The 22,674-nt window shown below is 58.0% G+C and carries 24 protein-coding genes and 1 pseudogene; 16 read left to right on the top strand and 9 right to left on the bottom strand.

Annotated features, from left to right (window positions below; genetic code table 11):
* Positions 1–4: 4 nt before the first annotated feature.
* The 6 genes from B2589_RS08775 to B2589_RS08750 all read left to right on the top strand — a co-directional run bounded on the left by B2589_RS08775 (position 5) and on the right by B2589_RS08750 (position 5,441).
* Entirely contained in the window at positions 5–805 is an 801-nt protein-coding gene (locus B2589_RS08775) for an MBL fold metallo-hydrolase (protein ID WP_286816303.1), read from the top strand.
* A 124-nt stretch (positions 806–929) separates the two neighbouring features.
* Positions 930–1,658: a YebC/PmpR family DNA-binding transcriptional regulator gene (locus tag B2589_RS08770; protein WP_286816302.1), complete on the top strand. Its 729-nt coding sequence runs from the start codon at positions 930–932 to the stop codon at positions 1,656–1,658.
* Between the two features lie 33 nt (positions 1,659–1,691).
* Complete coding sequence (locus B2589_RS08765) at positions 1,692–2,438, top strand: glutamine amidotransferase (protein ID WP_286816301.1); 747 nt, start codon at positions 1,692–1,694, stop codon at positions 2,436–2,438.
* A 35-nt stretch (positions 2,439–2,473) separates the two neighbouring features.
* Positions 2,474–3,919, top strand: a complete 1,446-nt coding sequence (locus B2589_RS08760; RefSeq protein WP_286816300.1) for a phospholipase D family protein — start codon at positions 2,474–2,476, stop codon at positions 3,917–3,919.
* A 92-nt stretch (positions 3,920–4,011) separates the two neighbouring features.
* On the top strand, positions 4,012–4,413 hold the full coding sequence (locus tag B2589_RS08755; RefSeq protein WP_022988645.1) for a PA2779 family protein: 402 nt from the start codon (positions 4,012–4,014) through the stop codon (positions 4,411–4,413).
* Positions 4,414–4,424: 11 nt separating this feature from the next.
* Positions 4,425–5,441, top strand: coding sequence for a PA2778 family cysteine peptidase (locus tag B2589_RS08750; protein WP_286816299.1), 1,017 nt, complete (start codon positions 4,425–4,427; stop codon positions 5,439–5,441).
* A gap of 6 nt (positions 5,442–5,447) precedes the next feature.
* Here B2589_RS08750 and B2589_RS08745 read toward each other — a convergent pair whose 3' ends face one another.
* A complete protein-coding gene (locus tag B2589_RS08745; protein ID WP_058340235.1) occupies positions 5,448–6,125 on the bottom strand; it encodes a class I SAM-dependent methyltransferase in 678 nt (225 codons plus the stop codon).
* 132 nt (positions 6,126–6,257) lie between these two features.
* Between B2589_RS08745 and B2589_RS08740 the strand changes: the two genes are divergently transcribed.
* The 4 genes from B2589_RS08740 (at position 6,258) to B2589_RS08725 (ending at position 11,559) form a co-directional block, all read left to right on the top strand.
* Positions 6,258–7,280 (top strand): AraC family transcriptional regulator, encoded by a 1,023-nt coding sequence (locus B2589_RS08740; RefSeq protein ID WP_286816298.1) that lies wholly within the window; start codon positions 6,258–6,260, stop codon positions 7,278–7,280.
* A gap of 244 nt (positions 7,281–7,524) precedes the next feature.
* Complete coding sequence (locus B2589_RS08735; RefSeq protein ID WP_286816297.1) at positions 7,525–9,351, top strand: choice-of-anchor D domain-containing protein; 1,827 nt, start codon at positions 7,525–7,527, stop codon at positions 9,349–9,351.
* Between the two features lie 98 nt (positions 9,352–9,449).
* Positions 9,450–10,295: a DUF6160 family protein gene (locus B2589_RS08730; protein WP_273134015.1), complete on the top strand. Its 846-nt coding sequence runs from the start codon at positions 9,450–9,452 to the stop codon at positions 10,293–10,295.
* A gap of 184 nt (positions 10,296–10,479) precedes the next feature.
* A complete protein-coding gene (locus B2589_RS08725) occupies positions 10,480–11,559 on the top strand; it encodes an alpha/beta hydrolase (protein WP_286816296.1) in 1,080 nt (359 codons plus the stop codon).
* Here the strand turns inward: B2589_RS08725 and B2589_RS08720 are convergent.
* The 3 genes from B2589_RS08720 to B2589_RS08710 all read right to left on the bottom strand — a co-directional run bounded on the left by B2589_RS08720 (position 11,533) and on the right by B2589_RS08710 (position 13,656).
* Complete coding sequence (locus B2589_RS08720; protein ID WP_094624725.1) at positions 11,533–12,138, bottom strand: LysE/ArgO family amino acid transporter; 606 nt, start codon at positions 12,136–12,138, stop codon at positions 11,533–11,535. The genes B2589_RS08725 and B2589_RS08720 overlap by 27 nt on opposite strands.
* 66 nt (positions 12,139–12,204) lie before the next feature.
* Positions 12,205–12,774 carry a CPBP family intramembrane glutamic endopeptidase gene (locus B2589_RS08715; protein WP_286816295.1) on the bottom strand — a complete coding sequence of 190 codons (570 nt, stop codon included), beginning with the start codon at positions 12,772–12,774 and terminating at the stop codon, positions 12,205–12,207.
* 27 nt (positions 12,775–12,801) lie between these two features.
* Positions 12,802–13,656, bottom strand: a complete 855-nt coding sequence (locus B2589_RS08710) for a crotonase/enoyl-CoA hydratase family protein (protein WP_286816294.1) — start codon at positions 13,654–13,656, stop codon at positions 12,802–12,804.
* A gap of 71 nt (positions 13,657–13,727) precedes the next feature.
* Here B2589_RS08710 and B2589_RS08705 point away from each other — a divergent pair, with 71 nt between their 5' ends.
* The gene (locus B2589_RS08705) at positions 13,728–14,699 is read left to right on the top strand and encodes a ribonuclease Z (protein ID WP_286816293.1); all 972 of its coding nucleotides are present in this window, start codon (positions 13,728–13,730) and stop codon (positions 14,697–14,699) included.
* Here B2589_RS08705 and B2589_RS08700 read toward each other — a convergent pair whose 3' ends face one another.
* Positions 14,700–15,023, bottom strand: coding sequence for an antibiotic biosynthesis monooxygenase family protein (locus B2589_RS08700; protein ID WP_286816292.1), 324 nt, complete (start codon positions 15,021–15,023; stop codon positions 14,700–14,702).
* An 85-nt stretch (positions 15,024–15,108) separates the two neighbouring features.
* On the opposite strand from B2589_RS08700, the gene B2589_RS08695 reads away from it, so the two are divergent.
* Entirely contained in the window at positions 15,109–15,528 is a 420-nt protein-coding gene (locus B2589_RS08695; RefSeq protein ID WP_286816291.1) for a universal stress protein, read from the top strand.
* 42 nt (positions 15,529–15,570) lie between these two features.
* On the top strand, positions 15,571–16,404 hold the full coding sequence (locus B2589_RS08690) for a zinc-dependent peptidase (protein WP_286816290.1): 834 nt from the start codon (positions 15,571–15,573) through the stop codon (positions 16,402–16,404).
* Between the two features lie 3 nt (positions 16,405–16,407).
* Here the strand turns inward: B2589_RS08690 and B2589_RS08685 are convergent, their stop codons facing one another.
* Positions 16,408–16,641, bottom strand: a complete 234-nt coding sequence (locus tag B2589_RS08685) for a hypothetical protein (protein WP_286816289.1) — start codon at positions 16,639–16,641, stop codon at positions 16,408–16,410.
* Between the two features lie 24 nt (positions 16,642–16,665).
* Between B2589_RS08685 and B2589_RS08680 the strand changes: the two genes are divergently transcribed.
* Complete coding sequence (locus tag B2589_RS08680) at positions 16,666–18,858, top strand: OsmC domain/YcaO domain-containing protein (protein WP_286816288.1); 2,193 nt, start codon at positions 16,666–16,668, stop codon at positions 18,856–18,858.
* On the opposite strand, the gene B2589_RS08675 is transcribed toward B2589_RS08680, so the two are convergent.
* Positions 18,855–19,748, bottom strand: coding sequence for a diacylglycerol/lipid kinase family protein (locus B2589_RS08675; RefSeq protein WP_286816287.1), 894 nt, complete (start codon positions 19,746–19,748; stop codon positions 18,855–18,857). The two genes, B2589_RS08680 and B2589_RS08675, sit on opposite strands and share 4 nt — an antisense overlap.
* Before the next feature lie 321 nt (positions 19,749–20,069).
* Here B2589_RS08675 and B2589_RS08670 point away from each other — a divergent pair, with 321 nt between their 5' ends.
* Positions 20,070–20,825, top strand: a complete 756-nt coding sequence (locus tag B2589_RS08670; RefSeq protein ID WP_286816286.1) for a THxN family PEP-CTERM protein — start codon at positions 20,070–20,072, stop codon at positions 20,823–20,825.
* 70 nt (positions 20,826–20,895) lie between these two features.
* Here B2589_RS08670 and B2589_RS08665 read toward each other — a convergent pair whose 3' ends face one another.
* The gene (locus B2589_RS08665) at positions 20,896–21,273 is read right to left on the bottom strand and encodes a nuclear transport factor 2 family protein (RefSeq protein ID WP_022988629.1); all 378 of its coding nucleotides are present in this window, start codon (positions 21,271–21,273) and stop codon (positions 20,896–20,898) included.
* Positions 21,274–21,576: 303 nt separating this feature from the next.
* On the opposite strand from B2589_RS08665, the pseudogene B2589_RS08660 reads away from it, so the two are divergent.
* A pseudogene (locus B2589_RS08660) lies at positions 21,577–22,096 on the top strand (hypothetical protein).
* Positions 22,097–22,128: 32 nt separating this feature from the next.
* On the opposite strand, the gene B2589_RS08655 reads toward B2589_RS08660, so the two are convergent.
* Positions 22,129–22,674, bottom strand: a complete 546-nt coding sequence (locus tag B2589_RS08655) for a copper chaperone PCu(A)C (RefSeq protein ID WP_286816285.1) — start codon at positions 22,672–22,674, stop codon at positions 22,129–22,131.

Here is a 22,674-nt window from a genome sequence, read left to right as displayed (position 1 = left end):
CCTAATGGCAGCTGAGCCGATTGTTCTGTTCGACAACGGGCACCACAAGTGTCTGATGTTTGATTCCCTGGTCACTGGTGAAGGCGTCCAGTCTAACCAGTTCCTGATTGTAGACGGCAAGCACGAAGCCCTGCTTGACCCCGGCGGAGACCTTACCTATACCCCGCTGTCGGTGGCTGCCTCCAAGTACATGAACATCCGTGAGATGGACTATGTATTTGCTTCCCACCAGGACCCGGACATCATCGGTGCAATTGACCGCTGGATTGTGCACACCAAGGCCAGCATCGTAACCTCCAAGCTGTGGGCCCGCTTCCTGCCCCACCTGGTGTCCAGCTATGTGACCAACCAGCTTAGCGGCAGCGTGTACAATCGCATCATCAGCATTCCGGACCAGGGTGCGAAAGTGCGTTTCGGCAACTCCCATATTCAGTGCCTGCCTGCGCACTTCATGCACTCCGTGGGCAACCTGCAGTTCTATGATCCGGTCTCGAAGATTCTGTTCTCCGGCGACCTGGGCGCATCGCTCGGGGGTGAAGACGATCACAAACCGGTGGAAGACTTCGACAACCACATCCAGCACATGATTGGCTTCCACCGCCGATATATTGCCTCTAAAAAGGTGTGCCAGCTGTGGGCCAACATGGTTCGCGATATGGACGTGGCCATGATCGTGCCCCAGCACGGCAAGCGTTTTGAGGGGCCGGCCATGGTTGACCGCTTCCTGAACTGGGTCAGCAGCATGGACTGCGGCATCGACCTGATGACCCAGGACAACTACCGTCCGCCGGTCGATTTTGTGTGATTTCCCCGGTTTCCGCAAGGATGCGGAAACCTCCTTCTGCATTCCTTGTGCAATCACCCCTGTCGCAAATCCCTCAGGTTCAGTAAAATCCCGCTTTTGATCGTAAATCCGAGAGGCACCAACGATGGGCAGAGCCTACCAGAACCGTAAAGAATCCATGGCCAAGACGGCCGCGGCTAAAACCAAGGTTTACAGCAAGTACGGCCGGGAAATCTACATGAGCGCCAAGTCTGGCGGCCCCGACCCCCAGGCCAACCTGTCGCTTCGCGGCCTGATCGAGCGCGCCAAGAAAGACCAGGTTCCCACACACGTTATTGAAAAAGCCATCGAAAAGGCCAAGGGCGGCGCGGGTGAAGACTACTCCCCGGCCCGTTACGAAGGTTATGGCCCCGGCAACTGCATGGTGATTGTCGACTGCCTGACCGACAACCCCAACCGTACCTTCGGCGACGTTCGCCTGGCCTTCACCAAGACCAAGTGCAAGATCGGCACCCCCGGCGTGGTTGCCCACATGTTCGACCACTGTGCTATTTTCGCATTCAGCGGCCAGGATGAAGAAGCCGTTCTTGAAGCGCTGATGGAAGCCGATGTTGACGTTACCGACATCGAAAATGAAGACGGCAAGATCACCGTATTCACGCCCAACACCGAATACGCCAAGGCCAAACAGGCACTGGAAGCGGCCTTCGAAGGCATCGAGTTCGATGTGGATGAGATCCAGTTCCTGCCGAAGACCACCACGGTTGTTCAGGGCGACGACATTCCCCTGTTCGAGAAATTCCTCGACATGCTGAACGACCTGGACGACGTTCAGAACGTGTTCCATAACGCGGAACTGCCGGAAGAGGAATAAGCCTCTTCGGTTTGGCTGTCATCGGAGCGCAGTATGGCTGGTACAGACAACACACAGGCCCCGCGGGTGGTTATCCTGAAAACAGGGAGCACCTATCCGCAAATCAAGGATCAGTTCGGAGACTTTGAAGCCTGGTTTACCCGTGGCTTGTCCAGCCAATTGCAACTGACCGTCGTTGACGTAACCCAGACACCGCCCCCGGGCCACCCCTCGGATTGGCAAGGTATTGTCATAACCGGTTCGCCGGCCATGGTCAGCAACCGGGAACCCTGGAGCGAACAAGCGGCCCACTGGGTGCGCCAGGCGGTAGAAGCCAATGTTCCGCTTCTGGGCGTCTGCTACGGCCACCAGCTTCTGGCACATGCCATGGGCGGCAAGGTGGATTACCATCCCAAAGGCCGTGAAACCGGCACCCGACTGGTTCGCCTGTTTGCTGCTGCACAGAGCGATCCCCTGTTCAGCCAGCTTCCGCAAACCTTTCCGGCTCAGCTGACTCACAAGCAATCTGTGCTGGAGCTACCCCCTGGCGCTGTTTTGCTGGGCGAGTCCGACTTTGAGCCGCACCAGGCTTTCCGGATTGGTGACAATGCCTGGGGCGTACAGTTTCACCCCGAGTTCACCGACCACATCATGAAGGCATACCTGGAAGTCCAGTATCCAGATCTGCAGGCCGAAGGGCTGGATGCCAATGGCTTGCTGGCCTCGGTGCAACCAGCCGAAGACGCAGCCCGCCTGCTCACGCTGTTTTCGGAACGGGTCCTCCGGCACAGCGAAACCTGAGCCGGGCGCCCCATACTCAAAGGAATGATGCTGCCATGACAATGAAGTTACTCGCCGCAGCCCTGCTATTGATTCTGGTCAGCCTCGGGCTTTGGCACACCTTCAAGCCCTTGCCGGCCGGCCTTGCCTACGAGGGCGACGTTGTACCGCTCGAAGCGCCGCAACTGCTGACAGACACCACCCTGCATTTCCCTGACGGCCGCTCCGAGCTGGACCACGAAATTTTCGACCAGATATTCCGGCTGATCGGGCAGGCCGAAACATTCATCCTGCTGGATATGTTCCTGTTCAACAGCACCGGCCCCGAAGACAAGGGATTACGGCCCCTGGCACAGCAGACCGTCGATGCACTGATTGCCCGAAAGCAAGCGCAGCCCGGCATCGACATTGTGGTCATCACAGACCCGCTTAACACCTTTTACGGCGGCACCCGATCGACGCTGTTCGAAGCCCTCGAAAATGCCGGCATTCAACTGGTCATCACCCGGCTTGACCCCCTGCGGGACAGCAACCCGGCCTGGTCATCATTATGGCGGCTCTGCTGCCAGTGGCTGGGCAACAACCCCGATGGTGGCTGGCTGCCAAACGCACTGGGCACGGAGCCCGCCACCGTTCGCAGCTACCTGGCCCTGCCCAACTTCAAGGCCAACCATCGCAAGGTACTGGTTGCCGACGAGGGAGGTCGCTTCCGTGCTGTGATCACCTCCGCCAACCCCCACGATGGCAGCAGCCGGCACAGCAACACCGCCCTGGCCTTCAATGGCCCGGCAGTCACCGATGTGGTTCGCAGCGAACGCGCGGTTATGCAGATGTCCGGCGCAGATACCGCCACAATTGACCGTTGGATCAACACATTGGAGGCCATGGCCGGCGAACACCAGGAATCCGGCAGCAGCATTCAGGTACTCACCGAATCCGCCATCCGGGACAAGGCCCTGGCGATGATTGACCAGAGCCAGCCCGGGGAAAGCCTCGACATGGCCATGTTCTACCTCTCCCACCGCCCTGTCATCGAAGCACTGATAGCCGCTCAGCAACGGGGCGTGAGCGTCCGGCTGTTGCTGGATGCCAATAAAGACGCCTTCGGCCACGAGAAGAACGGCATTCCCAACCGCCCGGTGGCTAACGAGTTGAACCAGGCAGGAGTTGCCGTCCGCTGGTGTAACACCCACGGGGAGCAGTGCCACAGCAAGCTGCTGATCCGAACCCGTAGCGATAGCCAACAGGAAATGCTACTAGGCTCTGCCAACTTCACCCGGCGCAACCTGGACGACCTGAACCTGGAATCCAACGCATGGGTGCAGCTCCCGGCCGACCACCCCGTTGCCACTAAGGCGACTGATTACTTTGAGCTGCACTGGAACCATGGCCCGGACAGCAATCCGGTACTCAGCCTGCCGTGGGCAAGTTGGCAGGAAGCGTCCAGGTTCCGTTACTGGCAGTACCGGGTGATGGAAGCCACAGGGCTTTCCACTTTCTGAGGAACCCTTTCTTCTTGGTGAACGTTTTGTATGTTGAACAGCGACACAGTTCAAACTAGTGTCATTGTAAACAACTGAGAAAGGAGTCTGTAATGAACGCCATGCGACGTTACACCAAGCAGTTTTCTCTGGTGATGGCCCTGCTGATGGCCTTTGCCACCACCTTCTCCGTTTCTGCCCACGCCGGCATGGTGGGCACCGGTGAGCTGATCCAGCAACAACAGACCGAGCTCGACCGGCAACAGCTGCTGGAGATGCTGGAACAGCAGGAAGTGAAAGAAAAGCTGTCCGAGCTTGGTGTCAGTGAAGACCAGGTGGCCGAGCGCATCCAGAACCTGACCCCCGCCGAACTGGCAGACTTCGAGCAGCAACTGGCCGAAGCACCCACCGGTGAAGGGGTTGTCGGTGTGATCGTCCTGTTCCTGCTGGTGTTCATCATCACCGACATGCTGTGCGCCACCGATCTCTTCTCGTTCATTAACTGTATCCGGTAAACCACCGAACCATGCTCAGGAAGCTCTCCGGTTTCAGCAGGTTGATGGCCCTCACGGGCCTGGTCCTGCTGGCCGGCTGCGCAACTACCCCGCCCTGGCCCGAACCATCAGCCACCAACAATGATGCACAGCCCGCGTCCGCCTTGCTGGAGCCCGCGTCCACCTTGCTTGAGAAAGTGCCCTTCTATCCCCAGGAAAAGTACCAGTGTGGCCCGGCCTCGCTGGCCACCATGCTCAACAGTCAGGGGCTGTCCACCGATCCGGACATCTTGAAAGAGCTGGTGTACATTCCCGGCCGGGAAGGCTCGTTGCAGGTGGAGATGGTGGCCGGGGCGCGCTCCCACAATATGGTGGTGTATCCACTGCAACCGGAAATTGATGCCGTACTGTCGGAAGTTGCGGCTGGCAACCCGGTACTGGTCATGCAGAACCTGCGCTTCAACTGGTGGCCGCAATGGCACTTTGCCGTGGTGGTGGGCTACGACGCCCGGGAGGAGGAGCTGGTGCTGAACACCGATACCCGCCAGCATTACCGGATGCCCTACAAAGCCTTTCACGCCACCTGGAACCGGGCTGAACGGTGGGCCGTGGTAATCCTGCCACCGGACACGTTACCGGCAACCTCCGAGCCCCTACCCTGGCTGAGAGCAGCCCATGACCTGGAAACCACCGGCCACAGCCGTGCGGCACGGGAGGCCTACCAGACCGCGCAAACACGCTGGCCCGAACACTCTGCCCCGATCATGGCACTGGGTAACCTGGCCTATGCGCAACAGCAGCCGCAACAAGCGATCGAGCACTTTCTGAAAGCCGTGAAGCTATTCCCGCAAGCCCCTGAAGGCTGGAACAACCTGGCCTATGCCCTGTCGGCCAATGGTTGCCCTGAAACAGCAGGGAAAGCCCGGGGTTGCGCAAGCGCCCTTGCCCCTGACCGCTTCAAAAATAAAGCAGACAGCCTGCCCGGCCCGATCCAAAACGCCACGCAGCAATGCCCGGCCATTCCCCAATGTCCTGCCGAGGCGCCTTGAACCGGGTCAGGCCCGCTTTCGGAACAGCGCAACATCCTTTCTCGGCACCTCCAGCTCCCAGCCGAAATGTGCGGCCAGCCAGGCAAAGGTTTCTTCCCGATAGAACACCACGTGGGTCGGGTCTCTGCGGTAATGCCAAGTGGCAAAGCGGTCATCCGCGTTCTGGAAACAAGTCATGATACCCAGCCAGCCTCCAGGCTTTACCAAGGCGTCGAGCTGTCTGAACACCTGGGCAGGCTGGTGCAGGTGTTCCACGACTTCGGTACAGGTCACAAAATCATAGGCCTGGTTCAGCACTTCCCTTTCTGGACTGAAGAACGGATCGTAAACCGACATCGGGTGGCCAGCCTCCTCAAACATGCTAGCCAGTGCGGGCCCGGGGCCACAGCCAAAATCCAACCCGTGGGCGCCCGGGGAAAGCTTTGCCAGTAGAGGCCCGACAAGCTTTGACAGAAACTTTCGATAGCCGGGGTCCTCTGGCTGATTATCGTGCAACTGGTAGACGGCTCGTTCCTCCTGCTCAGACAAGTAGAACCCCGGCGCCATCAGGGTTGCCTGGCAAGTGCCACAACGCAGGTAAAGTTTGCCCTCTACCTCCATAAACGGTGCGAGTGTGCGGCTCTCACAAACCGAACAGGGCTCGGACAACTCTGTATTGGATGCTGTGGCACCACCTGAAATCATGGGGGACAAACCTGTCTGAAGTTTTATTGTCATATCCGGCCATGCGGCCAATTTGTGACCAGTTGCCGAATATCCACCGTAACACCGCGCCTATACTAACCCCGTACACAGCCTCGGCACAGAGACGGAAACATGGATTCGTTGAACAACCTTGCACTGGAGGTGCCGATTATCTCGGCCCGCTATGCCCGCCGTTTTATCCGGTTTATGGAAAACCGCGGCGTTAAACGCCACGCCATCATGGCGGAAACCGGCATTACCGACGACCTGCTGAACAACCCCGATGCCAGCGTAACCATGAGCCAGGCGCTGCTCCTGCTCCGCCAGGCCGACTGGCTGATGCACGACGAACGGGCCGCCTTCGAATTCGGACAGCAGCTGGACCTGCCCAGCCACGGCTTGCTCGGCTTTGCCGTGCTGGGCCAGGAAAATCCCCGTCGCCTGGTCAGCATGATTGTTCAATACCTCCGGGTGGGCTTGCCACTGATGGATATGGAGCTGGAATCCAGCGGTTCCACCATTCGCATCCGGTTGATCGATACCTGGGGAGTGGGCGATCTTCGGCCCTGCCTGACCAAGATCTACATGGGCAGCATTCACCGGGTCTCCTCCCAGGTATGCAGCCATTTCACCTTCCAGTTCGACTTCCCGGGCAAAGCCAGCCAGAAAGACTGGCAATTGCTGGCGCCAGACAGCGAGTTCGAATTCGATGCTGGCATCAGCCAGGTGATCATGCCCCTGAACGGCACCCCGATTCGCAAAGACGACGCCAGCCTGGAATTCCTCGTGGCCAGGACCCGGCACGGTGCCCGGGAGACACCCCGGGAAGCAGACGAGACCGTTATGCAGGTACGGGAACTGATCATGAGCCAGCCCGGGCGCCCCTGCACCACCGAGAATATCGCCCGCCGCCTGGAGATCAGCCCCCGCACATTGCGGCAGCACCTTGCCAGCGCCGGCACATCCTTCCGGGAACTGCGTAACGAAATCCGGGAAAACTTTGCCACTTTGTACCTGAAAGACACCAATGTGCCGCTGGAATCCATTGCAGAAAAACTGGGATTCAGTGACCAGGCCGGTTTCACCAAGGCCTACCGTTCCTGGACCGGTCAGACCCCGGGCGACATTCGCCGGCAGACCCGCAGTAAAAAGTGACCGGCGTTCCCTGGCCGTTTTGACACCGTTCACGGTTTGAACAATAACCCACCCTGATTTCCGTTTAAGACAAAAATGGTGCCGCCACCAGCAATGACCGGCGGCACCTACTCCCCGTCTAATAACCCTGCATTCATGCGTAAACGCGTATGGCACGGGATCTTTGCAAGTCCGATCGAGCAGTCCTTATCGGTGTTGTCTGCAACCCCAACTACAACAAAGAAGATACACAGAGGACGAACTCATGAAACTCAGGAACCTCAACACGAGCGTTCGCAAGCTCGGTCCCGCCGTTGCGGCGGCGGCCTTGATGGCCGGCGGTGCATCAAATGCGGCAGCCGAACAGGTCTCTACCGAACTGGCCTTTGAATGCCCATTCCCGCTGATTGGCGACCAGCCCATCCGGGCTACCATCAGCGCGGATATTCCTTCCGTAGTGTCTGTAGGTGACACCATCCCCGCATTCACCGTTGATGCCATCACCGTAGTCAATGACGATGCCCGCACCGGCCTCAAACTGGTTCAGTCCGCCACACTCGAAGGCGTTGCCACCAGTTACAACAGTGTTGTGACCGCAGGCAGAACCGTTGAACAAATTGTGAAGCTGGACATTCCGCCCACGCCGGTTCCCGAAACGTCAGGCGAATTCAATGTTCCGGCCTCCGGCATGTCTCCGGAATTCCTGGTTACAGAGGATGATATTGGCGAACTGGTCATCCGTGTTGGCGCCCTGCAACTGGACCTGACTGCGCGCACCGCCAATGGCGCCATTGCGCCCGCTCCGATCGGTGAAATCCTGACTGACTGTGTTCAGTTGCCGGGCCAGGACAACCTGCTTCAAACCATCACCGTGGGTGGTGAAGTGGTTGAAACACCGCGCATCACCGTAGGCGCTGAAGAACTGGCCTTCGGTGCGGTACAGGCCGGCCTGAGCGCTCAGCAGTCCGTATCCATCACCAATACCGGCAGTGCAGCCCTGGGACTGAACAACATTGCCATCAGTGGTAACGATGCTGACGTCTTCAACGTGAATAACCAGTGTGGCTCCAGCCTTGCGCCGGAAGCTTCCTGTGCGGTTGATGTCACCTTTGCTCCAAGCACTGACGGCACCCGAAGCGCAACCCTGACCATCGAGTCTACCGATGCCGAAACCCCGAGCATCGACGTTGCCCTGTCTGGCCGCGGCACCCTGGCTCCGACACCGGAAATCTCGGTATCTCCGGAATCGGTCGAACTGGGTCGCGTTCTGTCCGGAACCAGCGAATCCGCGCAGGTTACCATTGCCAACAACGGTAATGCCGCCCTGCAAATCAACAGCATTGCCCTGGAAGGCGCCAATGCCGCTGACTTCCTCCAAACCAATAACTGCACCACGGTTGCCGCTGGCGCCAGCTGCTCTGTCGACCTGAGCTTTGCTGCCGGTGCACCGGGTGTGTATAGCGCGGCCCTGGTCGTGAACTCCAGCGACGAAGAAAACGCCACCGTATCCATTCCGGTGCGAGCAGAGTCTTATGAAGAAAGCACCGGCGGCCCCGACCCCATTGAACTGCTGTTGGGCCTGGAAGGCTCCACACTGATCAAGGCGACCGGCGGCTCCCTGCCCCTGACTGGCTCAATCGCTACCCTTCTCGACCTGGCTGCCGGCACCTTTGAAGCAGACCTGGAAGTTCAGCCAACCTCCGGCAACTTCTCCATCAAGGTGCTGTTCAGCAAGATCAATGCTGCCGCCAACGTGGAATTCGAGCAGGCTGCGGTAACCACCGGCTCCCTGGTAAACGGCAAGCTGACTGCCAACTCCCAGCTGTATGTGAAAGTACCCAAGGTGGCTATCAAGATCGGCTTGCTGCCAATTCGCATTGGTGGTGGTTCCGAGTGTCAGACCCGCGATCCGATCAACATCGAGCTGAAGTCGGTTGAAGGCTCCAACTTCTCACCGGCCACTGGCGGTACCGTAAGCGGTGTCTACGAGCTGGGCGCGCTGGAAAACTGCGGCCTGCTGACCAGCCTGCTGAACCAGTTCATGACTGGCCCGGGCAACACCATCAACCTGGACCTGACTCCTCAGTTCTAAAAGTTCCGGCTTGGCCGGAAAGGGTTACAGCCGGTATCCGCCGGCTGTAACCCGAATCAGGAAAGAAGAGAAAACAAAACCAAAAAAGGAACAACGAAATGAAAAGCCTGAAAAAATCTGCGTTAGTGCTGGCCATGGCAGGCCTCCCGTTTGCTGCCCAGGCCGACCTGAAACCCATTGATGACGCCCAGATGGGCAGTATCACCGGTCAGGCCGGTGTGACTATCGAGCTGGAAACCCGTGTGGACATCGGCGAATTCCGATACACCGATGAAGGCTCCCTGTCTATCAAAGACATCTCGATTGGCGGTGCGAATACCACTGGTCTGTTCTCTGAAATCACTGATTTCCGAGATGCACTCGGGCTGGACGCCACCACTAACCTGATCGACAACATTGCCATCGAGATCGATGTAGCTGCTGACGGCGACGCAATCATCAACGTATTGCCGCTGACCGCTGCGCCGATCGACTTCGGCGTAAGCACCGGCGAGTGGACCCTGGAAGGCCACACCGATTCCACTCTGCTGGCCAGCAACTTCAACATGGTCGGTGCCTTCACTAAGGTAGGCATCACCGTTGACACCGCTACGGACAGACTGAACCTGAACACTAAGGTAGGTATCTCTGACCTGGACGTTGACATCGACTTCCTGGGCCTCGGCATCCGTGACCTGAAAATGACCGGCGCCGACTACATGGGCACCAAGCTGGATGGCACCGCCGCTGCACCAAGTGTGCTGACACTCGGCGCCACCATTGATATGGACGTCTACAAGGCAACCCGTCTGGGCGGTTCCGGCGATGCACTAGCCATCGACCTGAATACCTTCGCAGCGGATATGTCCATCGGCGAGGTTCTGGTAGGCGGAGCCAATATTGGTTCTGTGATGCTGGATAACCTCGTGGTTCAGGACACCACTATGCGTATCTACGGTCACTAAGGCCCCTGGGCCCGGTTCTCCGGGCCCTTTTTCTCTACCCCTCCTTTCCTGCAAGCCTCCCAAACATCGCCTTGCTCTCCGGCCGCCCGGCCAATGGCAACACAACGCACGGATGTGATAGTTGCCGTGTTAGGATTTCAGTGATCCACAGAACAAATCCACTGCTTCCCGAAAAGGAACACCCATGCTCTGGACCTTGCTCGCCATTGTCGCGCTGATTGTTGCTGCCACCTTCCTGCTGTTCCGGGTCAAAGACCTGTCCGAATTTGACGGCAACGAGTGGGCGGTGAAGGAAGTCGCACCCAATCCTGCTCACGATGAGGTGCTGTCACGCATTAAAGATATGGGCCGGGCATCAAAGGGACTGAAAGGCAAAGCCAGGCTGATTGCCCTGAGGAATCACCTGGACAGTCTGGGTGAGGATGTTGAAGTAACTTCAGAGATTCGTCATAACGACCAACCCAGGGGCGAATGGGTTATCGCCCCGGGCGTGGACACCCGACGACGGGTTCTGTATATCCACGGTGGCGCCTGGGCTGCCGGCAGCCCCCGCAGCCACCGGGCGATTACCGACAGGTTCTCGCAGCTGGCCAATGCCGCCGTTTTCGCCCTCGACTACCGATTGATGCCGGAGCACCGGTTTATGGATGGCATCCGTGACTGCCGCCAGGCTTACACCTGGCTGTTAGCCCACGGCCCGGACGGTGAAGAAACTGCAGATTTTATGGTGGTGGCCGGTGATTCCGCAGGCGGCAGCCATACCCTGTCGCTGATTGCCTGGGTTCGGGACAATGGTATCCGCCAGCCGGATGCCGCAGTGGCACTGTCGCCGTCCACAGACCTCACCCTGACGGCCCCCAGCAACCGCGACAACATCCGCACCGACCCTCTGCTGGGGCCGGTGTTTGGCGGGCTTTCCAAGATTCCTTTGCCGGTGCTCTGGTGGGGCACACTGGCGGCATTCCGGATTTCCCCCACCAACCCGGTGGCTTCGCCGTTGCGCGGCAACCTGAACAACCTGCCGCCAACGCTGATCCATGCCAGCTCCACAGAAATGCTGCTGGACAACTCTACCCGCTATGCAGCCAAGGCCAGGGCTGAAGGTTCACCGGTTGAACTGCACACCTGGCAGAACATGGTGCATGTGTGGCACATCTTCACACCGCTGTTGCCGGAAGCCGAAGAAGCCTTCGAGGATATCCGTGCATTTCTGGAACAAGTTGAGAAAGGCGAGATATCAAAGGCCGCCAAGGGCCAGCTGTAAAGCGATAGCCGCCATCATCAGGCCAATAACGCCATCAATCACTCGCCAGGCACCGGGTTTGGAAAGAACCGGTGCCAGCCTGGAGCCGAACCAGGCAAGACCACCAAACCAGAGGATCGACGCGCTGCTGGCGCCGGCCACAAAAGTCACGGCACTACTCTGCTGGGCACCCACTGCCGGGATCAGCAACAGGGTGTCCAGGTAAACCTGCGGATTAAGCAGGGTTACGGCCAAGGTCGTCAGGATAACCCGTTTCAGGCTTCGCCCCACATCACCAGATGCCTTCAGCGCTGCCCGGCCACGGCCAGCGCGCACAAACGCCTGCAGGGCCAGCCAGCCCAGGAAGGCAACACCCAGCCAGCGCAAGACTTCCAGCGCCTGGGGTGCCGCCATCAGGGCCGCACTCACGCCGAACATGCCGAGCGTAAACAGCAGCACGTCTGACACCATGCACAACCCGGCTGCCCACCAGTGGTGCTCCCGGCGAATGGCCTGGCTCAGAATGTAGGCATTCTGGGCACCGATGGCCACAATAATACCGCCACACACCAGCAGGCCGGTCAGGTAACTCTCTAGCATTCCAACTACTCCGAAAAAACTGGCGCAAGGATACCCGCGCGCCTCACAGGTGGGAACTCTTCTGGTTCAGGGCCGGGGCCGGCGAACACCAAACCAGCGGGGATAACGAAGCAGGCAATAGAGCGCCAGCATGTCATAGAGCGCATGCCAGGCCATGACCAGCGCCAGGCTCTGGCTGTATTGGTAGGCAGCGCCCAATACTGCGCCCAGGCCCGTGGCCATCACGAAATAGGTGAACGAAACATAGTGCACCAGGCCGAACAACACGGAAGCCGCAATAACCGCTGTCCAGGGGCCAGTGTGCTGCAGCAGCCAGCCCTGAATGGCCCCGCGAAACAGTAACTCTTCCCCCACTCCCGCCAATACCGACAGCGCCAGAAGTACCGGCCAGCGATAACTGGCGGCGAAGTTATAAAGCGCCTGCATCTGGCTGCTCAGATTACCCGGGAAAAGCCAGGGCACCCGGGACAACAACACCAGCACCAGATAGGTACCAACCGCCCCCACTGTGCCGAACAACACCACCTCAACAGCATTCAGGCCATCAAGAAGCAGCGGGATCTCAAACAGCCAGACAGCAAACAGGCCGAGTAAACCAATACCGCCCTGAAACATCAGGGCGGTGGCTGAAGGCATGGAGGGACTTCCGCGTTCAGGCATGGATCAGTTGTCGAACAGATCCTTGACCGGGAACAGAGCATCGTAGGTGGGGGCCTGTTTCTGGGCCTTGGCCTGGAAGGATTTCATCATGTCTCCGGGGCGGAACATGCCGGCCTGCCAGGTAGCCATGTACTTCAGGCTGTCTTCCACGCTGTGATCACGGCTGAAATTGATCATTTCCTTACAGCCGGTCACCGCCAGCGGCGAGTTGGCGGCAATCTGGGCAGCAATGGCCATCACACCTTCCAGCATCGCCTCCTGGTTCTCGTAAACGGTATTCACGAAACCAAGTCGCTGTGCCTCTTCGGCGCCGAATTTGCGGCCGGTGTAGGCCAGTTCCCGCACTACGCCTTCGGGCATCAGCTTGGGCAAACGCTGCAGGGTGCCTACATCGGCGGTCATTCCCAGCTCAGTTTCCTTGATGGTGAAGTAGGCATCCGCCGTGCAGTAACGACTGTCGGCGGCACACACCAGATCCAGCGCACCACCAATGCAGCCGCCGTGAACCGCCGCCAGCACCGGCAGGCGTACTTTTTCCAGCGAGCTCAGGGTATCTTGCAACTGCAGTACGACTCTACGCAGGTTCTCGGCCATACGGCCGGGATCGCCGCTCATGGGCACGGATTTCGGATCAGAAAACACACCAAGGTCCATGCCGGCGGAGAAATGCTTGCCGGTAGAGGAGACCACAATCACCCGGGCGTCTGTGTTGGCTTCGATGTCATGCACGCAGCGGGGCAACTCCAGCCAGAACGCCTTGTTCATGGAGTTCAGCGCTTCAGGGCGGCTGAACTGTACGTGGGCGATGTGGTCTTTTACTTCGATGTTAAAGCTTTCGTAGTTTGCGAGTTCAGACATGATGGGTTCCGTATCATCTCAGAGCAGGGTTTCGTATCATTAGGGGGCACATTACCGCGAAACGAGGCACGATGGAATTTACTTTCCTGGGCACATCCGCCGGAACACCAACCCGGTCACGGAACGTTACTGGCCTGGCCCTTTGCCGGTCCGGTCCCAAACCCTGGTACCTGGTCGATTGCGGAGAAGGCACCCAGCACCAACTGATGCGCACCCGCTATTCGGTGATGCAGCTGCGGGCAATTTTTATCACCCACATCCACGGTGACCACACCTTCGGGCTGCCGGGCCTGCTTACCAGCGCTTCCATGCTCGGCCGCACCGAGCCCCTGGACATCATTGCGCCGCCACAGGTGCGTCGGTTCATAGAGGCGACGATAGATAACAGCGACTCCAGCCTGAGCTACCCGCTGAACTTCATCAATTCCGAAGCGCACGATTTTTACTGGCAGGATGACAACGTGGGGGTTACCAACGTGGCGCTTTCGCACCGGGTTGCCTGTCGCGCTTATGTCTTTACTGAACGAAATCTGGAACGCCAGCTAAGGCAGGAGAAACTGACGGCGGACGGCATAGAGGCGGGTCCATCCTGGGGCGATCTGCAGAAGGGCAAAGACGTGCTGCTGGATGACGGCCGGTTGTTGAGGAGCGATGACTACACGGAGATACCCAGAACCGCCCGGCGCATCATTGTGGGTGGTGATAATGACACACCGGAACTGCTGAAAGATGCCTGCAACGGCACCCAAGTACTGATTCACGAGGCGACCTACACCCAGGACGTCGCCGACCGGGTCGGCCCCTGGCCTCAGCACAGCTCGGCGCAGCAGGTGGCCCGCTTTGCCCAGAGCGTAAAGCTCCCCAACCTGGTACTCACCCACTTCAGCTCCCGCTACCAATCCGCCCCGGGTGGCACGCCTCATATCAACCAGCTCGCCGCCGAGGCGTTGCAGCATTACAAGGGCTACCTATTCCTGGCCCGGGATTTCGACACTTACCGGCTCGAAAAAGACTTCCAGCTGCACAAACTCAACGAAGGCTGATCAATCTGCCTTGTGCCCGGGAGGCATTACCACCCATTCGGGGTCCTCAAACTCGCCTAAAGGCCGGATCTCAACAAACGGAGCGGCGCTTTTAATAATCTCCGCGATCCTGGGGTCCTTTCGGGCATCCATAGCATCCCGGTCAGTCTTACTGTCCCAACTGGCGATGGCAATCAGTTTGTTCGGCTCACCAATCTTTCGATGTAGCTCGGTACCACGGGCGCCGGGCGCCTGCTGAATCAGCTCACTGGCTCTGACCCAGGCATCGGCGTAGTCCTCTGCAGAGTGCCCATCTTTCACCGTGACCTCGAAAATATACTTCATCTTATCCTCCTGATTTGCAGCACCCTGACGTCATGGTCCAGACTTGAAGAGTACAGATCAAATTCTGACCACAGGAGACGGACACATGTATCAGAAAATACTGGTTCCCGTCGATCTTGCCCATCTCGACAAGATACCCAAAACCCTGAATACCGCCATCGACATAGCCAAACACTACCAGGCCAGCCTGTGCTATGTGACGGTCACCAACAGCACCCCAGGGGCCGCCGCCCACAACCCGAAGGAACTGGCCGACAAACTGGCGGAGTTTGCCGAGGAACAGGGTAAGAGCCATGGCATTCAGACCGAATCCAGGGTGCTGGAATCTGTCGATACCGCCGTTGAGCTGGATAAAATACTACTGGGCGCGATCAAGGACACTAACGCCGATCTGGTAATCATGGCCTCCCATGCACCGGGCCTCGGCGACGCGCTGCATCTTCTGCGGTCTAACGGGGCAGAAATCGTCAAACACAGCGACATTTCGGTTTTCGTGGTTCGCTGAGCCTTGCGGTAGACTGGCCGGACATACACAGGGAAGTCACCAATGTCCGCACCGCTTGTTTTTGCCATCGTCGCCATCGCCCTGATTGGTGGCTCACTGTTTTATTTGTTCTTCTACCGCAACTGGCGACGGCGGCGCGAACTGCAACAGCCCTTCCCTGTGTCCTGGAGGCACCACCTTCAGGAAAACGTGCCGCTCTATAATCGGCTCTCCGACAGCCACAAAACCCGACTGGAGAATTTGGTTCAGCTCTTTATCTCCGAAAAAGAGTTCTACGAATGTGCAGGCTTTGAAATCGATGATCGGGTGCGGGTGACCATTGCCGGCCACGCTTGCCTATTGCTGCTTGAACGCGCATTTTACGAATACGATGATGTGAAAAGTATCCTGGTCTATCCCGACATCTACCGGGTACAGGACACCGACAGCGATGGCCTGGTGGTCAGCACCAGTGACGAAACCCGGGCCGGAGAGGCCTGGTCCCATGGCCGGGTGATTCTGGCCTGGAGCCAGTGTGAACAAGCCATCGCCAATCCTCATGGTCCGCACAATGTAATTCTTCACGAATTCGCCCATCAGTTGGACTACCTGGATGGCACCGCAGACGGCGCACCACCACTGAGTGGCGATGACGCTGCACGCTGGCAGAAAACCATGACCGAAGCCTGGGACCACCTGCAACACCGACTGGAACACCACCACAAACCCTGGCTCGACCCCTACGGCGCCACCGAACCAGCCGAGTTTTTCGCAGTGCTGACCGAAGCCTTTTACCAACAGCCGCGCCATTTGAGGCATGAACAACCCGACGTCTATGAGGCCCTGTGTCGTTTTTACCGGATCGACCCGGAGCACATGCGCGCCCACCAACCATGACAGTCAGCCGCCCATGCCGTCTCCTTTTACACCGAGGCGATCCAGGTAAAGATGCAACTCCTGCTCACTAATATTCACGTATTCCAGTACCCGGCCATAGAGCATCACGGTAGGCACATTACGCCCGCCCAATTCCTTCTGGGTCTCGCTCAGGACGTAAAGTATCGTCCGTTCCGTTTTTGTGAGACCATCCCGCGCATCGGGGATCACCTCGTCTATTCCGCGTAAACTGCTCATATTTCTGAATCCGGTAAGCTGCCCATGGAAATCAAAGTCAATTATCTCGACAACCTGAGGCTTGAGGCCAAGTTTGACGATTTTACCGTCATCTCAGATCAGCCCGTCCGCTACAAAGGCGATGGCTCGGCGCCCGGCCCGTTTGACTACTTCCTGGCCTCATCGGCCATGTGCGCAGCCTACTTTGTGAAGGTTTACTGCAATGCCCGGGATATCCCCACAGACAACATCCGGCTGTCGCAGAACAACATTGTAGACCCGGAAAACCGCTACAAGCAGATTTTCAAGATTCAGGTGGAACTGCCGGAAGACATTTCCGACAAGGACCGCCAGGGCATCCTCCGCTCCATCGACCGCTGCACGGTCAAAAAGGTGGTGCAAACCGGTCCGGATTTCCAGATTGAAGTGGTGGAAAACCTGGACGAAGATGCCCAGGCCCTGCTGACTGCCGCCCCGGGCGGCGACTCCAGCACCTACATTGAAGGCAAAGACCTGCCGCTGGAACAGACCATTGCCAACATGGGTGGCATCCTGGCGGATCTCGGTATGAAGATCGAGATTGCCTCCTGGCGCAACATCGTGCCCAATGTTTGGTCCCTACACGTGCGCGATACCGCCGCCCATATGTGCTTCACCAACGGCAAGGGTGCCACCAAGGAAGCCGCGTTGTGCTCGGCCCTGGGTGAATTCATTGAGCGCCTGAACTGCAACTTTTTCTACAACGACCAGTACTTCGGCCAGGACATCGCCAACAGCGAGTTCGTGCATTACCCGAACGAGAAATGGTTCCAGCCAGGTCCAGAAGGAGAACTGCCCGAAGGTATCCTGGACGACCATTGCCTGGCCATCTACAACCCCGATGGCGAATTGCTGGGCACCCACCTGTATGACACCAACTCCGGCACCCCGGAGCGGGGCATCTGCAGCATTCCCTACGTGCGCCATTCCGATGGGGAAACCGTGTATTTCCCCTCCAACCTGATCGAAAACCTGTATCTGAGCAACGGCATGAGCGCCGGCAACACGATGCAGGAAGCACAGGTGCAGTGCCTGTCCGAGATCTTCGAACGGGCAGTGAAAAAAGAAATCATCGAAAACGAAATCGCCCTGCCGGATGTGCCGGACAGCGTGCTGGCCAAGTACCCGGGGATTGTCGAAGGCATCAAGGCCCTGGAAGAACAGGGCTTCCCGGTACTGGTGAAGGATGCCTCTCTGGGCGGCCAGTTCCCGGTGATGTGCGTGACCCTGATGAACCCAAAAACCGGCGGCGTGTTTGCCTCCTTTGGCGCCCACCCCAGCTTCCACGTAGCGCTGGAGCGCAGCCTGACCGAACTGCTGCAGGGCCGCAGTTTCGAGGGCCTGAACGACCTGCCCGCCCCCACCTTCAACTCCATGGCGGTGACTGAGCCTAACAACTACGTTGAGCACTTTATCGACTCCAGCGGGGTGGTGTCCTGGCGCTTCTTCAGTGCCAAATCCGACTACGATTTTGTCGAGTGGGATTTCTCCGGCACCAACGAAGAAGAAGCGGCCACCCTGTTCCAGATGCTCGCGGACATGGGCAAGGAGTGCTACGTAGCCGGCTTCGATTATCTGGGCGCCCCGGTGTGCCGCATCTTGGTACCCGGCTATTCCGAGGTGTACCCGGTGGAAGACCTGGTGTGGGACAACACCAACATGGCGTTGGCATTCCGGGAAGACATCCTCAATCTCCACCGCCTGGATGAAGACGAACTAACCAGCCTGGTGGAGCGGCTGGAAGAGGCCGAGCTGGACGTGTACATGACCATCGTCACTCTCACCGGTATCGAGTTCGATGAAAACACCGTGTGGGGCCAGCTCACCATTCTGGAACTGAAACTGCTGATCTACCTGGCGCTGGGTGAACTGGAAGAAGCCCAGGAACTGGTGGAGATGTTCCTGCAGTTCAACGATAACACCGTTGAGCGCGGCCTGTTCTACCAGGCCATGAACGCAGCCCTGGAAGCGACACTGAACGAAGAACTGGAGCTGGAAGACTATCTCTACAACTTCCGCCGCATGTTCGGCAACGAGGTGATGGATGCCGTCGAAGGTTCCATCAACGGCGCCGTGCGTTTCTATGGCCTTGAAGAAACCGGCATGGACCTGCGCGGCCTCGACCGGCACCTGAAGATGATCGAGAGCTACAAAAAGCTGCACGCGGCCCGGGCCCGTAAAGCCGGCATCTCAGTCTAACCCGTTGCCGGCTGCTCGCCGGTATGCACTACCCTCTTGCCAATCACTCGGATAGCGCCCGGCCGGCAAGTCGCCCGAAAGGGCGTTTTGCCGGCTACATCACCGTCTACGGTTACGGTTCTGGGCTGCTGGGTGTCTATCTGGCACCACTTGCCTTTGATCTGAATAACTGTGCTGGTTCTCCGGGGCGTTTTTCGGTTCAGCCGAACCGTCAGGAAGGTCAGTAACAACTGGGCTAGCGGGCGGGGGCGTATGGCAATGATATCCAGCAGTCCATCGTCAGCCGAGGCTTCCGGTATTTCCTGGCCGCCGCCAAAGTAGGCTCCCGTGGCAACCGCAATGGAGAGCCAGCGGCCTTCGAGCGATGAGCGATCCGTCTGAATCCTGGCCCGGAAGCCCCGCTTGGCACCCACCTGCTGAAACAGGGTGGCCAGGTAGCTGAACTTGCCCAAAGCTTGCTTGGTTGGGGAACTGGCTTTTCGGGAGGGCAAGGTTCCAAGCCCGATGTGAGCCACATTCAAATAAATGCGATCTGAAAACTCCGCCACATCGATCCGTTGCGAGCCACCCTCTGCCACCAGCCGAACAACCTCTGAAGGATCCTCAGGAAGGCCCAGGTTTCGGGCGAAGTCATTAGCGGTGCCCGATGGCAGAACCGCCAGGGTTGCCCCGGTACGAAGACAAAGTGACGCCACGCCGTTCACCGTACCGTCTCCACCCGCCGCCATCAGGCAATCATCACCCGATACAAGGCGAATCCACTGCTCGGCGTCATCCAACTTGCAAAGGGTTACGTCATTTATGCCCTGCTCGCGCAGGTGCTTCAGCCAGAAATCGCTGTCGCGAGAGCCATCGCCAGAACCCGGGCTGTCCACCAACCAGTAAGCCATGCCCATTCCTTCAGAAGAAAATAATAATCCCTCTCAATTGATAGCACGGCTTGCCGGTTTCTTCATGCCGGGAGCATTACTGTAAGGCAACGAGAGATCACTACAGTCCAGGCGCGACCGAAATACTGTAAATAATGTGGACACATTACCGCTCCCAGCAGCGATAAGCAGCGCTGGAACAGGCTAAGAACAACGCAAATGTCAGGTTAATTGACACATATTTTCAGGGCCTCATAAAACCAGCCACAAATCAATAACCTAAAGAAATGGCACCCAACTTGCTAAACAAGGGCGGACTCACTCAAAACGAAGGAACGAATAATGAAAATGTTAGCAAAAGCCTTAGTCGCAACTGCAACCGCACTGACCGCCAGCGTTGCGTTTGCGTTTCCCGTTAACCTGACCTCTGTATCCGGAAGCTTTGAAAATGCCGTTGGCGGTTCCAACGTCAACGGTGAAGGCACCAGCCAGATTCGCTGGGGGTACAGCTCTGGTTACGGCCAGAGTGGCTATAACTTCGATGGAACGTCTCCGCTCCCTCAGACTATCCTGGACAGCGACGCATTTGTGCTGGGCAGCCTGACGCACATCAACAAGCCGGTGACCGGTGATGGCATTACCGGGGTGGACCTGGCGGTCAATCTTGGCTTTGACGGGTTTGGTGATAATGGCGGCTCATCGGGCACGTTCGTCTTTGCCCACGACGAAACGCCCAACACAGCGCCGGTAGTAACGGGGGAAACCTTTACCTGTACAGCCTGGTTCTTCGTTTGCTGGGCAGGCTACTGGAGTGATGTGGTCGAAAACATCGGCGACGTAGACGACCAAATCTGGATTCTCGATGACTACGTAACCAGCACGGATTTCCAGCTGGGTAACAACCTCTATAGCCTGGATCTTCTAGGTTTTGAAGGCGACCTGGAAACCTTCCTGACTGCAGAGAACGCCATTACGTCCGTGAATCTGCTAGCTCGCCTCAACGTCACCGAATTGCCCGTGCCGGAGCCCGGCACCATGGCACTTCTGGGTCTGGGCCTGCTTGGCCTAGGCGCTGCCCGCAAGCGCGCAAGGCAGTAATCAGAACCTGCCTTCAGGGAGTGTGCCTGAAGGCAGTCTGCTAAGGCTGAACAGGGGAATCCTGCCTTGTTCAGCCTGCCGTTGGCAGGTTACCCCCCAACATATTCTCTACAACTGCGGCGTTATAGAAAGTTTCCATGGTATGGATTTTGTCATCACGAACTCGAAACCACACCGCAAGCCGCACATCTCCGATGGGTTCGAAATGCGTCCGGTAGTCCAGGATCGCAAATACGTGCTCGCCGTCTGCGCTTAGCTGCCGCAGCACCAGGTCTTTCTGGATCGCGGCCATACCGAACTGATAAGCGAGCATGTCGTCCCGGCTGAGGAAGCGCATGTTGGGCCCCACATATTCAAAGTCATCCTCCGCCAACAGGGTCTTGGCCTCGTCAAAACGCTGGGCGTGAATGTCTGAAATAAACTGCGCCACAATATCCTTTGGCGACATAGCTGAACTCCACTCTCGGGGCTGTTGAATAGCAGATTAAACCGTTACGGCATTCTGCATTCAATTCAGAACCGCCGCAACGCCCCGAGGTGCAAGGCGATGCCGTAATAGCGAAGGAGAGTGACCACAATGACTTTATGCCACCCGTCAATATAAGTCGGAAACCGCTTCTGGAAGTGCTACCGGCTAACGGGCAAATTCGGTACCATACCCCACCCTCGAAACGCCCGCCCGCTGCGCCTTGCCTGCCCTGCAGCTGCTGATCGCCAGAGGTGATCCAGTTAATCCTGCAGAGGCATTCCAGTGTCCACCAATGCCTTATACACGGACTTGTCCGGGTACTATGACCTGATGTGTGCAGATATCGACTACCGGGCGCAAAGCCGGGGTATCCGACGCCTGCATCAGTTGTTCGGTAAGCGATGGCATCGAGAAACTCAAAGGCTGCATCCGCAGTGCCCACCAGGCGTTGTCGGAAAACGGGCTGTTCTGCTTCAATGCGGTGGACAAAACCCGCATCAATAACAACCTGTATGTCAGCCACACAGCGCAGCATGATGGCAGCGAGTTCAGCTTCCGTTCCGGCTGGCACTACGCCGGCCCTGGTGAGCGGCAATCACTGCGGCTGAGTATTGACCGCAATACCAACGGTGTTTGCGAGTCCTGGCAGGATGAGCACCCGATGGTGGCACTCAGCTTCGGCGAGTTCGAAGCGCTGTTGAAGCCGTGGTTCGAGGTACACATCTTCGAACACGACTACGAACGCATTGTGCCCTGGGATGGAGAATCCGGAAACGCGATCTTTGCCTGCGTGAAGCGTTAAGCGCTTCCGGATCAGAACACCCTCAGACCGCCTCAGTGTTTCATTTTGGAATGTTCCATCTTCGAGTGGTCCATAGGCATGCCATCCAGCGGCTGGACCACCAGCTCAATATCCATGTCGTCCGCACCGTCGAAGTCCAGCTGCACCGGAATTTTCTCGCCTTCAACCAGGGGCTGGGGTAACTGCTCCAGCATCAGGTGATAACTGCGGGGTTTCAGCTGCACGGTTTCGCCAGCCGGAATGGCCAACCCACCCTTCACCGGCTGCATACGCATTACGCCTTCGTGCACGGAGGTTTCGTGGATGGAGACATGGCCGGCTCTCGGGCTTTGTGCCGCAACCAGGGTGATGTCCTGCTCGCCGTTATTGGTAATGGCCAGGTAACCCACTCCCATGGGCGTGCCCGGCGGTGTTGGCCGGCTCCAGGGGTTGTCGATCTGGACCTTGCTGTGCCCATGATGGTTACCATGATCAGCCGCCAGTACCGGTGTTGCCAGGGTGGCACAGGCCAACAGCAGCGCGGAGGTCAGTTTATTGAATCGGTTCATGGTGTCTCGCACGGTGATGGTTTCAGGCAT

The sequence above is a fragment of the Marinobacter sp. UBA3607 genome, assembly GCF_002375525.1.
In the GTDB taxonomy this organism is placed as follows: domain Bacteria; phylum Pseudomonadota; class Gammaproteobacteria; order Pseudomonadales; family Oleiphilaceae; genus Marinobacter; species Marinobacter vinifirmus.
Note: the sequence above shows the minus strand (reverse complement) of the source record. Positions and strands in the feature narration are given on the sequence as shown.

What these genes read in the sequence shown, in the direction of transcription:
- B2589_RS08750 (WP_286816299.1), top strand. Translation starts at nt 4,425, where the DNA reads ATGCTCAGGAAGCTCTCCGGTTTCAGCAGGTTGATGGCCCTCACGGGC.
- B2589_RS08705 (WP_286816293.1), top strand. Translation starts at nt 13,728, where the DNA reads ATGGAATTTACTTTCCTGGGCACATCCGCCGGAACACCAACCCGGTCA.
- B2589_RS08710 (WP_286816294.1), bottom strand. Translation starts at nt 13,656, where the DNA reads ATGTCTGAACTCGCAAACTACGAAAGCTTTAACATCGAAGTAAAAGAC.
- B2589_RS08760 (WP_286816300.1), top strand. Translation starts at nt 2,474, where the DNA reads ATGACAATGAAGTTACTCGCCGCAGCCCTGCTATTGATTCTGGTCAGC.
- B2589_RS08690 (WP_286816290.1), top strand. Translation starts at nt 15,571, where the DNA reads ATGTCCGCACCGCTTGTTTTTGCCATCGTCGCCATCGCCCTGATTGGT.
- B2589_RS08680 (WP_286816288.1), top strand. Translation starts at nt 16,666, where the DNA reads ATGGAAATCAAAGTCAATTATCTCGACAACCTGAGGCTTGAGGCCAAG.
- B2589_RS08775 (WP_286816303.1), top strand. Translation starts at nt 5, where the DNA reads ATGGCAGCTGAGCCGATTGTTCTGTTCGACAACGGGCACCACAAGTGT.
- B2589_RS08675 (WP_286816287.1), bottom strand. Translation starts at nt 19,748, where the DNA reads ATGGCTTACTGGTTGGTGGACAGCCCGGGTTCTGGCGATGGCTCTCGC.
- B2589_RS08665 (WP_022988629.1), bottom strand. Translation starts at nt 21,273, where the DNA reads ATGTCGCCAAAGGATATTGTGGCGCAGTTTATTTCAGACATTCACGCC.
- B2589_RS08725 (WP_286816296.1), top strand. Translation starts at nt 10,480, where the DNA reads ATGCTCTGGACCTTGCTCGCCATTGTCGCGCTGATTGTTGCTGCCACC.
- B2589_RS08720 (WP_094624725.1), bottom strand. Translation starts at nt 12,138, where the DNA reads ATGCTAGAGAGTTACCTGACCGGCCTGCTGGTGTGTGGCGGTATTATT.
- B2589_RS08735 (WP_286816297.1), top strand. Translation starts at nt 7,525, where the DNA reads ATGAAACTCAGGAACCTCAACACGAGCGTTCGCAAGCTCGGTCCCGCC.
- B2589_RS08745 (WP_058340235.1), bottom strand. Translation starts at nt 6,125, where the DNA reads ATGATTTCAGGTGGTGCCACAGCATCCAATACAGAGTTGTCCGAGCCC.
- B2589_RS08700 (WP_286816292.1), bottom strand. Translation starts at nt 15,023, where the DNA reads ATGAAGTATATTTTCGAGGTCACGGTGAAAGATGGGCACTCTGCAGAG.
- B2589_RS08730 (WP_273134015.1), top strand. Translation starts at nt 9,450, where the DNA reads ATGAAAAGCCTGAAAAAATCTGCGTTAGTGCTGGCCATGGCAGGCCTC.
- B2589_RS08655 (WP_286816285.1), bottom strand. Translation starts at nt 22,674, where the DNA reads ATGCCTGAAACCATCACCGTGCGAGACACCATGAACCGATTCAATAAA.
- B2589_RS08740 (WP_286816298.1), top strand. Translation starts at nt 6,258, where the DNA reads ATGGATTCGTTGAACAACCTTGCACTGGAGGTGCCGATTATCTCGGCC.
- B2589_RS08765 (WP_286816301.1), top strand. Translation starts at nt 1,692, where the DNA reads ATGGCTGGTACAGACAACACACAGGCCCCGCGGGTGGTTATCCTGAAA.
- B2589_RS08670 (WP_286816286.1), top strand. Translation starts at nt 20,070, where the DNA reads ATGAAAATGTTAGCAAAAGCCTTAGTCGCAACTGCAACCGCACTGACC.
- B2589_RS08715 (WP_286816295.1), bottom strand. Translation starts at nt 12,774, where the DNA reads ATGCCTTCAGCCACCGCCCTGATGTTTCAGGGCGGTATTGGTTTACTC.
- B2589_RS08770 (WP_286816302.1), top strand. Translation starts at nt 930, where the DNA reads ATGGGCAGAGCCTACCAGAACCGTAAAGAATCCATGGCCAAGACGGCC.
- B2589_RS08685 (WP_286816289.1), bottom strand. Translation starts at nt 16,641, where the DNA reads ATGAGCAGTTTACGCGGAATAGACGAGGTGATCCCCGATGCGCGGGAT.
- B2589_RS08695 (WP_286816291.1), top strand. Translation starts at nt 15,109, where the DNA reads ATGTATCAGAAAATACTGGTTCCCGTCGATCTTGCCCATCTCGACAAG.
- B2589_RS08755 (WP_022988645.1), top strand. Translation starts at nt 4,012, where the DNA reads ATGAACGCCATGCGACGTTACACCAAGCAGTTTTCTCTGGTGATGGCC.